14 protein-coding genes are annotated in these 16,422 nt (G+C 35.7%); 3 read left to right on the forward strand and 11 right to left on the reverse strand.

Annotated features, from left to right (window positions below; genetic code table 11):
* Window positions 1-81: 81 nt before the first annotated feature.
* From C7D53_RS06665 to C7D53_RS06680, 4 genes are all read right to left on the reverse strand, one after another.
* Window positions 82-480 (reverse strand): DoxX family protein, encoded by a 399-nt coding sequence (locus C7D53_RS06665; RefSeq protein ID WP_106915627.1) that lies wholly within the window; start codon window positions 478-480, stop codon window positions 82-84.
* Window positions 481-626: 146 nt separating this feature from the next.
* The gene (locus C7D53_RS06670; protein ID WP_228422227.1) at window positions 627-1,133 is read right to left on the reverse strand and encodes a TlpA family protein disulfide reductase; all 507 of its coding nucleotides are present in this window, start codon (window positions 1,131-1,133) and stop codon (window positions 627-629) included.
* A 1-nt stretch (window position 1,134) separates the two neighbouring features.
* Entirely contained in the window at window positions 1,135-1,563 is a 429-nt protein-coding gene (locus C7D53_RS06675; protein ID WP_106915629.1) for a rhodanese-like domain-containing protein, read from the reverse strand.
* Between the two features lie 84 nt (window positions 1,564-1,647).
* Entirely contained in the window at window positions 1,648-1,923 is a 276-nt protein-coding gene (locus C7D53_RS06680) for a hypothetical protein (RefSeq protein ID WP_106915630.1), read from the reverse strand.
* Window positions 1,924-2,081: 158 nt separating this feature from the next.
* On the opposite strand from C7D53_RS06680, the gene C7D53_RS06685 reads away from it, so the two are divergent.
* On the forward strand, window positions 2,082-3,743 hold the full coding sequence (locus C7D53_RS06685; RefSeq protein ID WP_106915631.1) for an FAD-binding dehydrogenase: 1,662 nt from the start codon (window positions 2,082-2,084) through the stop codon (window positions 3,741-3,743).
* Between the two features lie 26 nt (window positions 3,744-3,769).
* Window positions 3,770-4,573, forward strand: coding sequence for an SDR family oxidoreductase (locus C7D53_RS06690; protein WP_106915632.1), 804 nt, complete (start codon window positions 3,770-3,772; stop codon window positions 4,571-4,573).
* A gap of 81 nt (window positions 4,574-4,654) precedes the next feature.
* Here the strand turns inward: C7D53_RS06690 and C7D53_RS06695 are convergent, their stop codons facing one another.
* The 5 genes from C7D53_RS06695 to C7D53_RS06715 all read right to left on the reverse strand — a co-directional run bounded on the left by C7D53_RS06695 (window position 4,655) and on the right by C7D53_RS06715 (window position 11,142).
* Window positions 4,655-5,458 (reverse strand): phosphatase PAP2 family protein, encoded by an 804-nt coding sequence (locus C7D53_RS06695; protein ID WP_106915633.1) that lies wholly within the window; start codon window positions 5,456-5,458, stop codon window positions 4,655-4,657.
* A 27-nt stretch (window positions 5,459-5,485) separates the two neighbouring features.
* Window positions 5,486-7,903: a TonB-dependent receptor domain-containing protein gene (locus C7D53_RS06700; RefSeq protein WP_106915634.1), complete on the reverse strand. Its 2,418-nt coding sequence runs from the start codon at window positions 7,901-7,903 to the stop codon at window positions 5,486-5,488.
* A 53-nt stretch (window positions 7,904-7,956) separates the two neighbouring features.
* Window positions 7,957-8,991, reverse strand: a complete 1,035-nt coding sequence (locus C7D53_RS06705; protein ID WP_106915635.1) for a sulfite exporter TauE/SafE family protein — start codon at window positions 8,989-8,991, stop codon at window positions 7,957-7,959.
* 102 nt (window positions 8,992-9,093) lie between these two features.
* Window positions 9,094-10,380 carry a sensor histidine kinase gene (locus C7D53_RS06710; RefSeq protein WP_106915636.1) on the reverse strand — a complete coding sequence of 429 codons (1,287 nt, stop codon included), beginning with the start codon at window positions 10,378-10,380 and terminating at the stop codon, window positions 9,094-9,096.
* An 87-nt stretch (window positions 10,381-10,467) separates the two neighbouring features.
* Window positions 10,468-11,142 carry a response regulator transcription factor gene (locus C7D53_RS06715; RefSeq protein ID WP_106915637.1) on the reverse strand — a complete coding sequence of 225 codons (675 nt, stop codon included), beginning with the start codon at window positions 11,140-11,142 and terminating at the stop codon, window positions 10,468-10,470.
* 266 nt (window positions 11,143-11,408) lie between these two features.
* Between C7D53_RS06715 and C7D53_RS06720 the strand changes: the two genes are divergently transcribed.
* Window positions 11,409-13,256, forward strand: coding sequence for a chloride channel protein (locus C7D53_RS06720; protein ID WP_106915638.1), 1,848 nt, complete (start codon window positions 11,409-11,411; stop codon window positions 13,254-13,256).
* 79 nt (window positions 13,257-13,335) lie between these two features.
* On the opposite strand, the gene C7D53_RS06725 is transcribed toward C7D53_RS06720, so the two are convergent.
* Both C7D53_RS06725 and C7D53_RS06730 read right to left on the reverse strand, forming a co-directional pair.
* Window positions 13,336-14,280 carry an aldo/keto reductase gene (locus tag C7D53_RS06725; protein ID WP_106915639.1) on the reverse strand — a complete coding sequence of 315 codons (945 nt, stop codon included), beginning with the start codon at window positions 14,278-14,280 and terminating at the stop codon, window positions 13,336-13,338.
* Between the two features lie 225 nt (window positions 14,281-14,505).
* The gene (locus C7D53_RS06730; RefSeq protein ID WP_106915640.1) at window positions 14,506-16,314 is read right to left on the reverse strand and encodes a hypothetical protein; all 1,809 of its coding nucleotides are present in this window, start codon (window positions 16,312-16,314) and stop codon (window positions 14,506-14,508) included.
* Window positions 16,315-16,422 lie beyond the last annotated feature (108 nt).

Here is a 16,422-nt window from a genome sequence, read left to right on the forward strand (position 1 = left end):
GCTTATGATGGTTTTAGATTGTAAAGTAATATTGTTCAGTCAAATATAAAAATATAAAAGCTACCAAATCTAGCCTTTCATCTACAAACTACCACTATTTTTTCTGCCTGGGAAAGGTACCTCGGGAAATATAAGATTGAAAAAACAGAATATCAGCAGAACGTTAAATTCAATACCATTGCTTCCTCCACCTACAACAAACCATCCATTTTGCCAGTGAACAAAATAAATTCCCAGGATAAAGATCACCAAATTACCAATGGCTACAGGTTTAAGATATCGATCAAACCAAAGCAATGGAACAGAGACAAGATGTATCAATTTGATAATCCATGCAAGATAAAGCCCTGCCGGACTGAATCCAATGGTATTCAGATATTGAAGACCAAAGGTATTAACATCTCCGCTAAAAATAGAAATTATACTATGCATCAGTAAAATGACTGAGAGTGCTAGCCTGAGATAATAGTTTTTTTTCATAAAACAAAAGTACATAGCGCGAAAATGAGTTTTTAGACATTATATATCAACGACTTGCAATTGTATATGAAGGTTTTATTTTGCTATTAAAAAAGAGCAGTAAAATTCATTACTGCTCTTAAAAATATTGAATAATATATTTTTCTTTAATTCTGAGTCAGGCTTTTCTTTAAAAAGTCCTCCAGCTCCTTACCATGAAGATTTTTAGCAATGATATTTCCCTCACCGTCAATAATGACATTAAAGGGAAGTTCATCAACTTCATAGGATTTGGCAACCGGACTTTTCCAAAACTTCAGATCACTTATCTGTAACCAATTGATATTGAATCGGTCTATTGCTTTTTTCCAGCTGTCTTTATTTTTGTCCAAAGAAACTCCAAGGATTTCAAACTTATTGCTTTTTACCTGTTCAGCGTAGGTATTATACAACGTTTTCAGTTCAGGCTGCTCTTCTACACAAGGGCCACACCAGGTTGCCCAAAAATCGATGAGGACCAATTTTCCCTTTAATGTTGAAAGAGAAAAAGAATTTCCATCAGCCTTGAGCATTGTAATTTCAGGTGCTTTCTTCCCAATTTCTATTTTGCTGTTTTGAGCCAGTGCATATCCTGAAAAAACGATGAAAAATAATATTGTAAGGTGAGTTCTCATATTAATCATTTGTTGGGTAATCCTTATCTAGCCAATCCGTTTTGATGTTTTTGGGAAGATTCAGGAGTTTTGCATTTTTAAAGCCCATTTCTATTAAAAGATTAAAAGCCGGTCGAATATTGGGGCACTTTACAAAAGGGCAACATCCACAGTAGATCACAACTTCTTTATTTTTAGGAATATCCTTAAGATAAGTTCTTAATTTTTCCAGGTTTTCAGGCTCATGAGTAGGTCCGATATCCACAGAACCTTTAATGATGGCCTCAGGCCCCACTGAAATGATTAACAGATCCTTGGTTTTGTGCTTTACAATTCTGGAAGCCAATAATGCAGGATCCATCAACTGGTTCTCTTTCCATGGATTCTGTGTTTGTTGTGCCTGTCCAAAAATTGAGCAGACAAAGCACACCATAATAAGCAAATACTTCATACTTCTATTTTTCACAAAGATATAAATGATTTGTTGGATGTTAAATAGTCATATTATGTATTTTACTGATTATTACTGGGTATTTTAAATATCTTTATTCTTTTTCGGTGTGATATGAACTACATTGGAAGCCCCGGGTTCTATGATGAGCTGTGTTCCCAATCCCCTTTCCTGTTCCCTACCTTCAATGGCAGACCCCGTCGTGAGTGTCAATTTCCCCTGAAAAACAGGATGTGGAGGTATTAAAGATATTTCAATTTCCTCTTCTTCAAGCTGGATGATGATGGACGAAGCATCAATACTATGGCGCGTTCCATCTTTTGAGACTGCAAATGCAGCATATTGTTTAAGTTCTTTCATTTTTTTCTCAGATAATGATTTTAACAAAGATAAAATTTAAGATGAATCTGTTCTTGGTATTTTGATTTTTAGTTAAAACAGTTTTGTGGTTTATCCATTTAAGTATAAATATTTTATACATTTATATAAAGTATTATTAATTAAAAAATACCCTTGAAATGGAAGAGACATTTCAGCCAGATGCTATAATTATAGGAACCGGCTTAGCAGGACTCACCGCTGCTATGGAAATAACCAATGCAGGAAAAAAAGTACTGTTGCTAGATCAGGAAACTGAACAGAATATTGGAGGACAGGCATTTTGGTCATTTGGAGGTCTTTTTCTGGTTAATTCTCCACAACAAAGAAGAATGGGAATCAAGGATTCCTATGAACTTGCCTTACAGGATTGGAAAGGTACTGCAGGCTTTGACCGTGATGAAGATTATTGGCCTCGCAATTGGGCTGAAGCCTATCTTAAGTTTGCCGCAGGTGAAAAATATGAATACATTTCCAAGCTGGGAATCAAGCTGATGTTCATGGTGGGATGGGCAGAGCGGGGTGACGGATCAGCTACCGGACATGGAAATTCTGTACCTCGTTTTCATGTGAGTTGGGGAACCGGTACAGGTGTCATAAAACCCTTTGTGGAAAAAGCATATGAAGCCAGAAAAAAAGGACTGTTACAGATGAAGTTCCGGCATAGGGTTACTGAATTGATTACAGAAAATGGAAAAATAAAAGGCCTTAAAGGAGATATTCTGGAAAATGACGATAAGGAAAGAGGCGTTGAAACCAATAGAAACATAATTTCACAGTTTGAATATACAGCATCCCATATCATCATTGCCTCAGGAGGAATAGGTGCCAATCATGAGCTGGTACGACAGAATTGGCCTGAAAGACTCGGTAAGCCTCCCGAAAATATGGTTTGCGGAGTTCCTGCCTATGTAGATGGTAAAATGATTGGTATTGCCGAAAATGCGGGGGCAGACATCATTAACCGTGATAGGATGTGGCACTATACAGAAGGGTTACAAAACTGGGATCCAATCTGGCCCAACCACGGAATCCGAATACTTCCGGGACCGTCTTCCTTATGGTTTGATGCAAAAGGGAATCGTCTTCCTGCCCCTTTCCTACCGGGATTTGATACATTAGGAACCTTGAAATATATACAAGATACAGGGTATTCTTATTCATGGTTTATTCTGACACAAAAAATCATTAAAAAAGAATTCGCCCTGTCTGGTTCAGAGCAAAATCCTGACATTACCAACAAAGACTATGGTCTCTTTTTGAAAAGGATTTTTGGAAAAAAAGCACCCGGGCCTGTAGAAGCCTTTAAGGAACACGGGAAAGATTTTATTGTATCAGATAATCTTGAAAGTCTCGTGGAGAAAATGAATGAACTTTCCGGAGATCATCTCCTGAAGTATGAAAAAATAAAATCACAGATTGAAGCAAGAGATAGAGAATTGGATAACAAATTTTCCAAGGATACACAGGTTAATTATATACGAAATACCCGAAATTATTTAGGAGATAAACTCGGACGTGTTGCATCCCTGCATAAAATTCTCTCTTCTGAAAACGGGCCTTTAATTGCAGTACGCCTTAATATTTTAACCCGAAAAACCTTAGGTGGAATAAAAACCAACCTGAACGGGCAGGTATTAAAAGAAGATGAAAGCATTATCGAAGGGCTTTATGCTGCAGGAGAAGCCGCAGGTTTTGGCGGTGGCGGAATGCATGGGTACCGCGCTTTGGAGGGAACATTTCTTGGAGGATGTATTTTTTCAGGAATGAAGGCCGGAAAATATATTGCCGGATTAAAATAATATAGGTTCAATGATAACATGAAAGCATGAGCAATTATTATAACAATAAGGTAGTGTGGATTACAGGAGCATCTTCAGGAATTGGGGAAGCCTTGGTAAAGCAACTTACCCAAACCAGTAATGCTAAAATCATTCTTTCATCCAGAAATGAAGAACAGCTGTATGAGATTGCAGAAAATGCAGGCCTTACTGTAAACCAATATGCGGTAGTTCCTTTAGATTTAAAGAATTATAAGGATATGCCTGATATTGCATCCAAGGCTGTTGCGCACTTTGGTAAAATAGATATTCTCATTAATAATGCAGGATTATCCCAGCGCTCTCTTGCTATGGAAACAGATATTGAAGTGGATAAACACTTAATGGATGTTGACTTTATTGGAACAGTAGCTTTAACCAAGGCTATTCTTCCCTATATGATAAAAAATGGTAGCGGGCAGATTGCGGTAGTCTCCAGTCTCATGGGAATATTCGGTGCTCCTATGCGTAGTGGATATGCTGCGGCTAAACATGCGCTACATGGTTTTTTTGATGCCCTGCGAGCAGAATTATATGATAAAAATATTGTAGTTACAATCATTTGTCCGGGCTTTATACAAACTAATATCTCCCTACATGCGGTTACCGGTGATGGTTCTGCACAGGGAACTATGGATGATGCGACCATGAAAGGGATGCCTGTAGAAGTTTTTGCGAAAAAAATGACATCTTCTATTGCTAAAAAGAAAAACCAAAAATCCATTGGTGGCAAGGAAGTGATGGCGGTTTATCTAAAGAGATTTTTTCCTGCGCTATTGGCTATAATTATCCGTAAAGCAAAGGTTGTTTAGATTATTTTTAACTGAAATACAAAAGAAAATCACCATTCAAATAGTTGAGTGATAATTTTTTATCCGAATTATTGTTTAGAATTAAAAATTCTTTACAAATCCTATTCCTACCGTTTTATTCTGGTAGAATGGCATTATCATAGAAGAAGACAATGTATTCTTACTCTTTCCTTTACCTCGTAGTAAATGATCAATCCTTGGAAACAGCCAATATGCCAATTCTGTAGAGAGAATTCCAAATCCGGCACCCGCAACAACATCTCCCAGCCAGTGTTTATCATTTACCATCCGGTATACTCCGGTAAAGATGGCAAACGGATATCCTGAAAGACTCAGCCAAAAATTGGTATCCTTATATTCTCTGAACATGAATTGAGCAGAAGAAAAAGCAGTAGCTGCATGTCCTGATGGAAAAGACAATGTATTTGACCCATCAGGTCTTTCCTCTTTTACCAGGTATTTCAAAGGCATTGTAAACGCGGCTGCAATTAATTGTGAAGAAGCGTAAATAATGGTGCGATCCCGTAGATTATGTTTTCCTTTTATACCAATGGCGTTAAGCCCATATACCATTACAGCAGGTGCATACTGAGTATAATTATCTAGTTTCATGCGTGTAGGCTGATGTTCGCCGATCTCTGTTCGGGTAGAAACATTCAGTTGCTTCACATTGTTCATTGTTAGGCCTGCTATTCCGTAAGAGATTAAAACAGTGGGAACAATAAGGCTTTTATAATTCAATTTACTTGCCTTAATGCTTGAAATACTGTCCTGTTTAGCCTCCTGAACAGAAATTGTGTCATTATTACCCTGAGCCTTGACTCTATTGAAAACAGAAATCAAGACGAATAGATAAATCAATGTTTTTGAATGGCAGATTTTCATTTTTTTACTAGATTTTTCCTGTTTTTATTAAAATTTATAGCTGTACCCCAGCCTTACTACCTGGGTTTCATAATAATCATTACTGGTATAAGCGAATCCCATTCCCTGAATGTTTTTCTTAATAACCATGGTATTCAGTAAATCGGAAGCATTTAGAAACAACTCTCCTTTTCCTTTCTGGATTGCTTTTTTTAACCCTATATCCATTGAAAACCGCGCTTTTATTTTTCCCTGAGGAATAATATCAGGAGCAAGGTAAACAGCGGTAATCTGAGCATCTAGTCCTTTTGAAAAATGAAAAATGTTATTCAGCTTCACATTTCCGGAAACGGCAGATTGTTTATCCGCGGAGAAAATATTAGCCTTTGGATATAAATTTTGTACAGAAAATGCATTAATCTGGTTACGGTACACATTTCCGTTGATATTGAATGAATACACATCCGATACCTTTTGATTCCATATAGCTTCCAATCCGGTATTATAGCTTCTTCCTGCATTTTGAAATATAGCATAGATTAGATTGCTGCCCGGAACTGTACTTGAAATTCTGGTGATGGTTCCATTGGCAAAACGATGATATAAGGCAGAATATAAATATCCGTTATCCCAGTTATACTTATATCCCAATTCAATAGAGTTGGTAAACTGAGGTCTCAGAGCGGGATTTCCTACCTTAATAATTTCTGCATCATCATATTTTGGGAAAATTCGGATATCCACCTCATTAGAACGGTCTACCCTCCTGTTATAAAAAATAGATAACTTATTATGATCGTTGAGCTTATAAGCGAGTCTGAAATTGGGAAATGGCTGCGTATAATTGTATCCGTCACTTTTATAAGTGGGATGGTTAGGATTCACATCATATTCAATTCTTACGTACTCCAGCCGTAGTCCAAGCTCTGCTTCCCATTTTTCATTTTCAAAAATATAGTTTCCATAGACGGCAGGAATAAACTCTTTATAATCTGCCTTTCCGCCAGCAGCAACATCCAGTACAGAATTTGCTCCGGGGATAAAATTCATGTTGGTTGGGATACTTCTGCTTCTCAATTTAATCCCGGTTTCAATTCTACCATATTTTAAAGGCTTTATATAATCAATATTAAAGTCATAAACTTGTTCATCTGACAATAGCTTGAAGGCATCGGTTCCCGTAGAAGCAGGTAAATAATTATCATAGAAATACTTTTCATCCTCTCTGTGAAAGGTATAGTTGAAGCCAATATTTAATAAATGACCGGCCTCCTTGAATTTATGTTGATAAGAAGCCGTACCCATCACCGTGGTTTTCAATTCATCTTCCAAAAACTGCCAAAGACGAAGGCGTTGAGACTGATCTCCATTAAAGAATGGCTGATCTCCACGATCAATGATTTTTTCACTCCCATACATTCCTGAGATTGTTAAGGTATTTTGTGCATCAATATTCCAGTCTATTCCTGCTTTTGTGGTAAAGAAATTCGTATTTCTGTTTCTTTTCAACTGTGAATTGATGATTGTTCCATCATCATAAGTACGGGTTACAAATTCGTTTTTATTGAGAGTTTCTGTGTACAGATTATCAGCCTGTAGAAATACATTAATTTTATTTTTTCTGTAATTAAGAGAAAGTGAAGGGTTGATTTTGGGAGTTAAAGTATATTGAGATCTTATGGTTGGGAGATTCTCTTTTCTTACCCAGAGTGAGCCCAAACCAGTGGTAAAGCCTATCTTGCCATTCCAGCCATTTTGCTTATTTTTTTTCATGATAATATTGATGATTCCTGCATTCCCGTTTGCATCATATTTTGCTGAAGGATTATTGATGATCTCAATTTTATCAATGGAAGAAGACGGAATATTATCAAGTCCTGTCTGGCTTCCAAATCCGGTAAGTGCAGTTTGCCTGCCATCTATCAAAACAGTTACTTTATCATTTCCTCTAAGTTGTACCTTACCGTCCTGTACTGTTATTCCGGGTAAATTTTGCATACTTTGCAATACAGATCCTCCACTTTGGCTGATATTGTCTGCTACAGAATATGTTTTTTTATCAAGCTGATTTCCTATTTCGTTCTTTTTGGAAGCAGATAAAACAACTTCTTCAATTTTTGTTTCATTTTCTTTTTTGGAACTCAGTTCAATAGGTGGAATTTCCAAAAACTCAGAAAGGCTTCCTATAAAAACAGGCTGTTTCTGCAGATCATAACCTGCCATGGAGGTTTCCAAAAGGTAATGATCCGGTTTTATCCCTGTCAGAGAAAACCGGCCTTCTTCATTGGTAAAAGTTCCGGCTATAAATGCAGTGTCTTTTTCCTTTTTTAAAATAATATTAGCGTAAGGTAGCTGGGCTTTATCCTTAGAAGTTACTCTTCCGGATACCGTTACAGAATTAATCTGTGCTGTAACTAGGGAAGAAATGGCAACGGTCGGAAAAAGTAAGAGTTTCTTTCTGTTCATTATATTGTAGTCTTTATTTTTTTTCAGCGATCAGTTTTATTTATGAATGCTTTTTAGGCTTTAAATTTTGTAAGCACATTATTTTTATAGCAATAAAATTCATGTGCTGTATTTTTCCCTAATGCATATACTTTTTCAATATGAACCTCGTCATAATGTTCTATCAGAGCGTGATATTTCTCTTTGAGCTGTCCGGATAATTCCTCTGGTTTTACACTTTTCTCAATTTCTACCCCTCCATTAACTTTATATTCCAGAACAAGACGGGTATCTTTCCAGGTCATTGTATAAACATTTTTCTTTGCTGTGGATGAGGCATCAATCACAATTTGGTCTTGTTGAATAATTTTCCCTGAAGTACTTGTCAATAAAGTAATTCCCGATATTACCATGGCTGCATATCCAATTTTTTTGAACAGATTTTCACTAAGATGAGGAAGAATGTATTTTACAGTATAAGAAGAGACAATGGCTGCTACTGCAATGGCAATCCCAAGCCACAATGCTGTTTTGGAATATAATCCCAATGAGATATAAATAATTAGCTTAATAAGATGAAGAAACACTTCATTGGCAGCGCGGGTTGCTACAATTTCCTCTTTTTTAAGACCAAATTTTAGATAAAAACGGTTGAAAAGAAGCCCTACGGCACCCGTAATTACTGAAATGAAACCTGCAGAAAAACCAATGAGTGCCAATGCTGATTTTGGATATTCTTTGTCTGTTTCTACCGACTTGTTTTTTGATACAAAAAGTTGAGGAAGATTAGCAATCAGGAAGAATGCGACAAGAAGTTGCAGATAATTTGGATTCACATATTTAATCAAATAAGCTCCCAACAATACAGCCGGAATGGAAAACGGAACAAACCACAAGAATATTTTCCAGTTGATATGCTGTTTGAATACAGCAATACGGGAAGCCGAGCTTGTAAAGGTTCCAATTGTTAAAGAAAAAGGAACCAAAGAAGTTGGGAGTAATAGATTCAGAATAGGAATCAAAATAAGACTGGCACCGCCTCCACAAATAGCGCTGATCCAGAATGCAAGTATAGTTCCTGCGAATAAAAGGGCAATTTTTAAAATCATTTCTAAATAAAATGTACACTTTAGTAGTATATATTTTCAATACAAAAGTGCAATCCGATTTAGAATTAATTTTGAATTTTAAAAGCTCAGATGTTAAAGAAATTATAAATTGACAGAAAAAATATGGTAGCTATTTTCGAACTTATAAGTGACAGTCCAGTGATGAAATTTACAAATCTCCTGAATAATAGATAACCCTAGACCACTTCCATTATTATTTGCAGACAGTTTGGAAAATCTTTTAAACAATAAATCTGTATCCAGTTTTTCTGTGCCTGAATTGGAAACCTCAAAAGAAGAATCCGTTAATTGTATAAAAATGGAGCCCCCCGGAGAAGTATGACGGATCGCATTAATGATCAGGTTGTTGATCATGATTTCCGTTAAACTGCTGTTCCCGTTTACCTGTATTTTGGGAGTAATTTTCTCTTCTACGGAAATATTCTTCTGTTCAAAATGTTCCTGTAGAAGATTAATACTTTGATGAAGCAAATGATCAAATAAAATTACTTCAGAATTATCAAACTGATTATTGTCAATTTTAGCCAATAGCAAAAGGTTTTTGTTGATTCGGGAGCTTCGGGCAAGCGCCTTGTTCATATCTTCAGCAATGATGTACTGTTTTTCTGTGAGATCCTGATCCTGAAGCAAAAGATCCAGTTTGTTTTTAATAATAGCCAGTGGAGTCTGCAATTCGTGGGATGCATTTTCTGTAAACTCCTTTTGGGTTTTATAAATAGAAATATTACGCTCTATTAATTTATGAAGGGCTTGATTAAGTTCTTCAAATTCTGTTGTATCAGAACTAGAAAATTCTATTGTATTCTGGCTGTTGAGATTAAAGCTTTTCAGCCTGTCTAGTGTATTTCTAAATGGTTTCCAGATTGAGGTTGACAATTTTCTGTTCAGATATAATAATCCTACAACAATCATTACAAAGAAAAATACTGTAATCATTGCAATAACAGCTATGGTTTCATGAGATTCCTCAATATTGGTCTGAATCGTAAAAAGATAGGGTTTATTCTGAATATAAATTACTTTTCTAAGACATCTGTAACGTTCTTTCTTTTGCTCAGATATAAAGGGAAGTTTTTTTTCATTGGTGTAGATGCTATCTCCTTTGATGTGATCTGCAGAAATTTTTTCAATATTGGTTTCCGGCTGGATTTGATTCCATAGCTGAAGACTTTTTTCTAATTCCTCGTCAGATAGCTTTAACTGGTTGAATTCATAGGCTGTCTTTTCTACAATGATCTGATTATGCTCATCAAGTTCACTTTTCCAGATCGTATCCACCACAAAGTAGTACACAGGAATACTTACCATCAGTACAATGAGTACGTAGATAAGAAAAGGCTTCGTTGTTTTGCTTAATAGAGGTTTCAAATGAATGATGAATTATAAGTTATGAAGATAAATTGATCAGGATCTAAATTAGGATTTTGAATGATAACCATTATACATTTCATTCATCTAGCTTTCCCATTTATATCCCGTTCCATACACCGTTTTAAGATAATGACTACAACCGGCATCGTATAGTTTTTTCTTAAGATTTTTTACATGCGCATATACAAAGTCATGATTGTCAAGCATATCTGCGAAATCACCCGAAAGGTGCTCTGCCAATGTACTTTTGGAGATCACTTTGTTTTTATTTCCGATAAAATAAATGAGAAGATCAAACTCCTTTTTAGTTAAGGAAACGGTTTCATTATTTACAACAACTGTTTTTGCCAGAAGATCAATCTGAAGCTCATTCTGATTCACCATGTTGGAGCTGCTGAACTGTTTTCTTCGGATAATGGAATATACCCTTGCCATTAGTTCAGATAAGTGAAATGGTTTGGTAAGATAATCATCGGCTCCCATCTGGAGACCGGAGATTTTATCATCCAGTGCATTTTTGGCAGAAATGATAATCACTCCATCCTGTTTTTGCTGTTTTTTTAGTTCCTCCAAAATTTTAAGACCATTTCCATCAGGAAGCATAATGTCTAACAGAATACAGTCATAATGAAACATTTCTATTTTGTTTATAGCTTCAGTGTAGGTTTCAGCAACTTCACAGAGATAGTTTTCTCCGGAAAGGTATTCTGAAATGCTTTTGGACAATTCTGTCTCATCTTCTACAATTAGAATTTTCATGCGATAAATCTATATTTAAATTTTGAAGAAATTTTGAATTTTAAATCCTGTCATAAATATACCAAATCGTACGAGAAATATTTCTCAATTTTAAAATCTCTGAAATTGTTTGTTTTCTGCCTGATACAGAGTTTTTCAAGATCATTTTAAAGGTATTTTAAAAGAATTCCTTTGGTTTTTGGAAATAAGAAACAGAAGATTTCTAAAGATATTTCATAAATTTACACAACTGTATCCAATTGAGGTCAGTATAAAATTCTTCCCAGGTGAAAATTCACAACAAAAAAAAGTACCTAAGCTTTCTAAAATTTAAAAGAGATTTCCAGAAATACGGACTGGAAAAAGCACGCAGTTATGAAATTATTCTGCATTGGCTGAACAACCGATTGAGCCGTAATCAGTTTCTTGTACTTTCCGGAATTCTGGTTGGTTGTACCGCAGGACTTGCTGGAGTTATCCTGAAGACATTGGTTCATAACATTCATTATTTTATAACCAATAAAGTTCACTTTGAATATCAGATACTATTTTACATTGTTTTTCCATTTTTAGGAATTGTCCTGACAACAATGATTGTTTTGACCATATTTAAAGGGCAGGACAGAAAAGGAATTGGGGCCATTCTTTATGAAATTGCACAGAACTCAAGTATTGTAGCTTCTGTAAAAATGTATTCCCAGGTGATTCAAAGTGCGGTTACCGTTGGATTGGGAGGTTCAGCAGGTCTTGAAAGTCCCATTGCAGTTACCGGAGCAGCCATAGGATCCAATTATGCACAAACCTACAGACTAAATTATAAAGAACGTACACTGTTACTTGCCGCAGGGGCCACTGCCGGAATAGCTTCCGCATTCAATGCTCCTATTGCCGGAATTATGTTTGCCTTTGAAATTCTACTGACTGGAGTGGTTTTTACAGATTTTATTCCTTTGGTAGTTGCCGCAGTGTGTGGAAGTCTTTTATCCAGAATTTTACTTCAGGAAGATGTTCTTTTCAGGTTTTATACAAGAGAGGCGTTCAACTATAAAAATGTTCCTTACTACCTTATTTTAGGGCTTGTGACAGGATTATATGCACGCTATTTTGTAATTGTTTCTCAAAAGGTGGAGCATTTCATAAAAAAGCTTCAGTTGTCCAGAATGCGCAAGGCAATGTTTGGGGGTGCTGTACTCTCTCTGCTTTGTGTTCTTTTTCCACCCTTATTTGGAGAGGGATATGAAACAGTGAAGGCTTTCACAAACGGAAATACCCACTCCATTATTGAAAACAGCTTTTTCAGATACTTTGAAATTGGAGACTGGACGATTATTGTATTTCTGGTATTGGTATTGCTGTTAAAGGCTTTTGCTACTTCTTTTACCATTTTTAGTGGTGGAAATGGAGGAAACTTTGCACCGTCTCTTTTTGCAGGCGGAACGCTGGGGTATTTGTTTGCATTGGTTTGTCAGCATATAGGATTTACAGATGTTCCTGTAACAAATCTTGTTCTTGTAGGGATGGCTGGCGCAATGAGTGGTGTTTTGTACGCTCCGCTTACGGCTATATTCCTGATTGCAGAATCAAGCTTTGGATATGATTTGTTTATTCCATTGATGATTGTTTCCGTGATGTCTTATTTGATTGCGAAATGGTTCTCCCCGATTTCCCCGGAATTAAAGTCTCTGGCAGACGAGGGAAAAATATTCACAAATAAGCATGACAAAAACCTGTTATTTGCTTTGAGAACTGAAGATTTTATTGATAGATATTCGCAGACAATTAATGAAAATGCATCCATTACAGAACTGTTTGAATTGGTAAAGAATGGGGACAAAAATATTTTTGCCATAGTAGACGATCATAAAAAATTAAAGGGTGTTTTAACTCTGGATGATATAAGACCTTATCTTTTCAATAAGGAAATTGACTCTTCACAAACGATTGTTCAGGTGATGAAAGTTCCTCCAGCTATACTTCATCCTGAAAATAAACCGTTGGATATTCTGCAGACATTTGATGATACAGGAGTCTGGAATCTTCCGGTAGTAAGTGAAAACAATGATTTTATTGGCTTTATCTCCAAATCTTCTATTTTGATGAGTTATAGACAGCTTTTGAAAGAATATTCAGAATAAAAATTTAAAAAATATATTTAAAAAAAATCCGTTCAAATAAAGTGAACGGATTTTTTTATCTAACAATAACAATTGTAAATTACTGACTTACTTTATTAAGCAAATCAATATCTCCCTCATCTAAAGTAAGCTTTGGAGCGTTGAATAACGTTTCAAGCTGTGATGAACTTGTAGCACTTACAATTGGAGCTGTAATCAATGGATTTGATAACAACCAGGCCAAAGCAACAGTTCCCTGATTGCTATGATATTTTTCACTTATCTGATCCAATGCTTTTAAAACTTCCAGACCTTTTGGGTTTAAATATTTTCTTACTCCCTCTCCTCTAGCACTTTTTGCAAGATCAGCTTCATTACGGTATTTTCCGGTTAAAAATCCTGCTGCCAGAGACCAATATGGGAAGACACTCAGGTCAAACTGCTCTACTAACGGAGCATAGTTTTTTTCAAAACCTTCTCTTTCCAATAAGTTATAATGAGGCTGTAAAGCAACATATTTAGGCAGATTATTCTTTTCAGAAGCTTCAAATGATGCCTTCAAACGTTCCGGAGAAAGGTTGGATGCTGCAATATAACGTACTTTCCCAGCTTTGATAATTTCATCGTATGCTGAAAGAGTTTCTTGTACCGGAGTAACGTTATCATCAAAATGAGTATAATAAAGATCAATATGATCAGTCTGAAGCCTTTGCAGGGACTCATCTACTGATTTTAGGATATGTTTTTTACTGATATCGAAGCCATGCTCCTTTGTTTCAGAACCTACCTTGGTTGCCAAAACAATATCCTTACGGTTGTTACGGCTTTTCATCCATTTTCCGATAATTTCCTCAGATTGTCCGCCTCTTCCGTTGACCCACCATGAGTAAGTGTCTGCAGTATCTATAAAATTGAATCCGGCTTCTGTAAACTGATCCAGTATATCAAACGATTGTTTTTCGTCTAGGGTCCATCCAAAAACATTCCCTCCAAAATTAATTGGGGTAATTTCCAAATCGGTATTTTTGATTTTTCTTTTTTCCATAAAAATAATTTTACTAACTGACCTCTAAGGTAAGGAATATTAAGGCGGATATAGATTTAAAATAACCATATGGGCTATAGTTATTATAAATGAAAAAGCCCATGCTTACTCATTTATTTTTTAACAGGAATATTTTTTAAGACTGTATTATAAACAAAAAACAGCCTTTAGATAAAGACTGTTTTTTTATTTTCTGAATATAAAATTATCAAATAAATGTAACTCTTATTTTTCAACCTGAGGTATTTCAATGGCTGTAAGCATGAGTTTATATTCTTGAAGCTGATCATCAATGATTTGTGACTTTTGTCTAAAGAATGGTGATGCCTTAAAAAGATTGTGATAATACTCTATCCCCTCAAGCAGGTTTTTTTTGAAAGCATTCCATTTTTTGGATTGAGAATGGGTAATCTGTATGGAGGTGTCTGTAATTTCTTTTTTCAGATAATCAACATACATCTTCAACTCATTAATGAACATATTGGGACGCTGAATATCCGAAAGAATATTGGTGTTACCATAAATATGTTTTACCATTTCTGAAAGTGAAACCTCTTTATCAAAAAATGCGATATTCGGTCCCGGGCAGATGACAACGCCCTGTTTTTCACCTTTAATTTCGAGTCCTTGTTCCATGTATGCTGCATTGACAAGTCCTACACACAGACAAGCCTTATCTGTGATTTCAGATTTTCTTTTATCAAATTCTTTATCAGATAACAATTCCTTTTGCTTATAAAGTTCTTCCAATTTGATATCCTGATATTTTTTGGAAGCAGTACATGTTCCTTCCTCCGAAAATTCTTTTGATAATGCCAAGAGCTTCTTTGGACATGAACTTCCGTATTTTCCTTTGGCTTCTTTCTGATGTTTTAATATCTCGTTAGAAGTTCCTTTTACGGTATTGAAGGGTACGCCCAACGGTGAAATCTGGCTTAGATAAAGGTCCTGTTCTTTAGATTTTAAAAGTAAACTTCTGGTTTCTGTGTCTACAGAAGTTGCTTCAGGAACCAATAAAAAAGGGGATCCCCATCCTACACTGTCTACATCATAGGTAGCCAGTAAAAAATCATGCTCCTCAGAGGTTCCAACGCCACCCTGTACGGTAATTTTCATCTCTAAAGGTTTAGAGACAAGGTGCTTGCCTTTTTGTTCCAAGGCGTTGGTCATTAATGCGTGGGCAGATTGTATCAGTTCATTTTTTTTCTGCTTGAATTCTTCCATGATAGGCCCCAAAAGCATACCTTCTGTAGCGAATGCATGACCGCCACAATTTAATCCGGATTCTATTCTGTATTCAGAAACCCAAAGTCCCTTTTTTGCCAGAAAATTCCCCTGAATCATTGCAGAACGGAAATCACTTACTTTAAGAATAATTTTCTTTTTCAGTATGCCATTTTCGTTAGGGAAAAAATCATCGAATTCTTCCATATAGCTATACAAACGAGGATTCATTCCGGCAGAAAGAACCATGGAGGAAGATAATTTACTATTCGCAAAACCACGCAATGATGCATGGGCATCATTATACATTACAGGAAGCTGTTCATTTTTTTTATAATTGTCCTTATCAACTTTTGTCATGATATTGACATCAATACTTCCGGGTATTAAATTGGCCTCTACGAAATTTTTAATGCTTTCGCTCCAATTATCTTTTTGACTGATAAGATTTTGTAGGCTGTTTTTCAGATCTGAAGTATTGGGAAGCATGGTCATAAAGTCTTTTAATGCTTCTTTATTTTTACTGATTTCCTGTTTGAAAGATTCGAACTTTTCATTCACGATATCATCTACCATGTCCAGATACGCAGTAACCCTTTTGGCTCTGTAATCCTCTGTTTTTGTTGATATTCCCAGATAATCCAGATTAAACTTCTTGTTATAGAAGTTTTTCATTTTTTCCAGGATTTCATCATCAATAATAGAAATCACAGAAGAAATTCCATATTGTGCAACACGGATTGGGCTGTCTATGGTATAAGCCAATCCCATTACCGGAATATGGAAATTGTGTAACGGTTTAGTTGTCATTATGTTTCAATAAAATTTTATTATTTAATGCAACTAAAAATTCCTAAAAACTATTCACCGCTAAAAATATCATTTTTTAATAAATTATGCATTAAATAATACTTGTAA

The organism is Chryseobacterium aurantiacum (assembly GCF_003020585.1).
Taxonomy (GTDB): domain Bacteria; phylum Bacteroidota; class Bacteroidia; order Flavobacteriales; family Weeksellaceae; genus Chryseobacterium; species Chryseobacterium aurantiacum.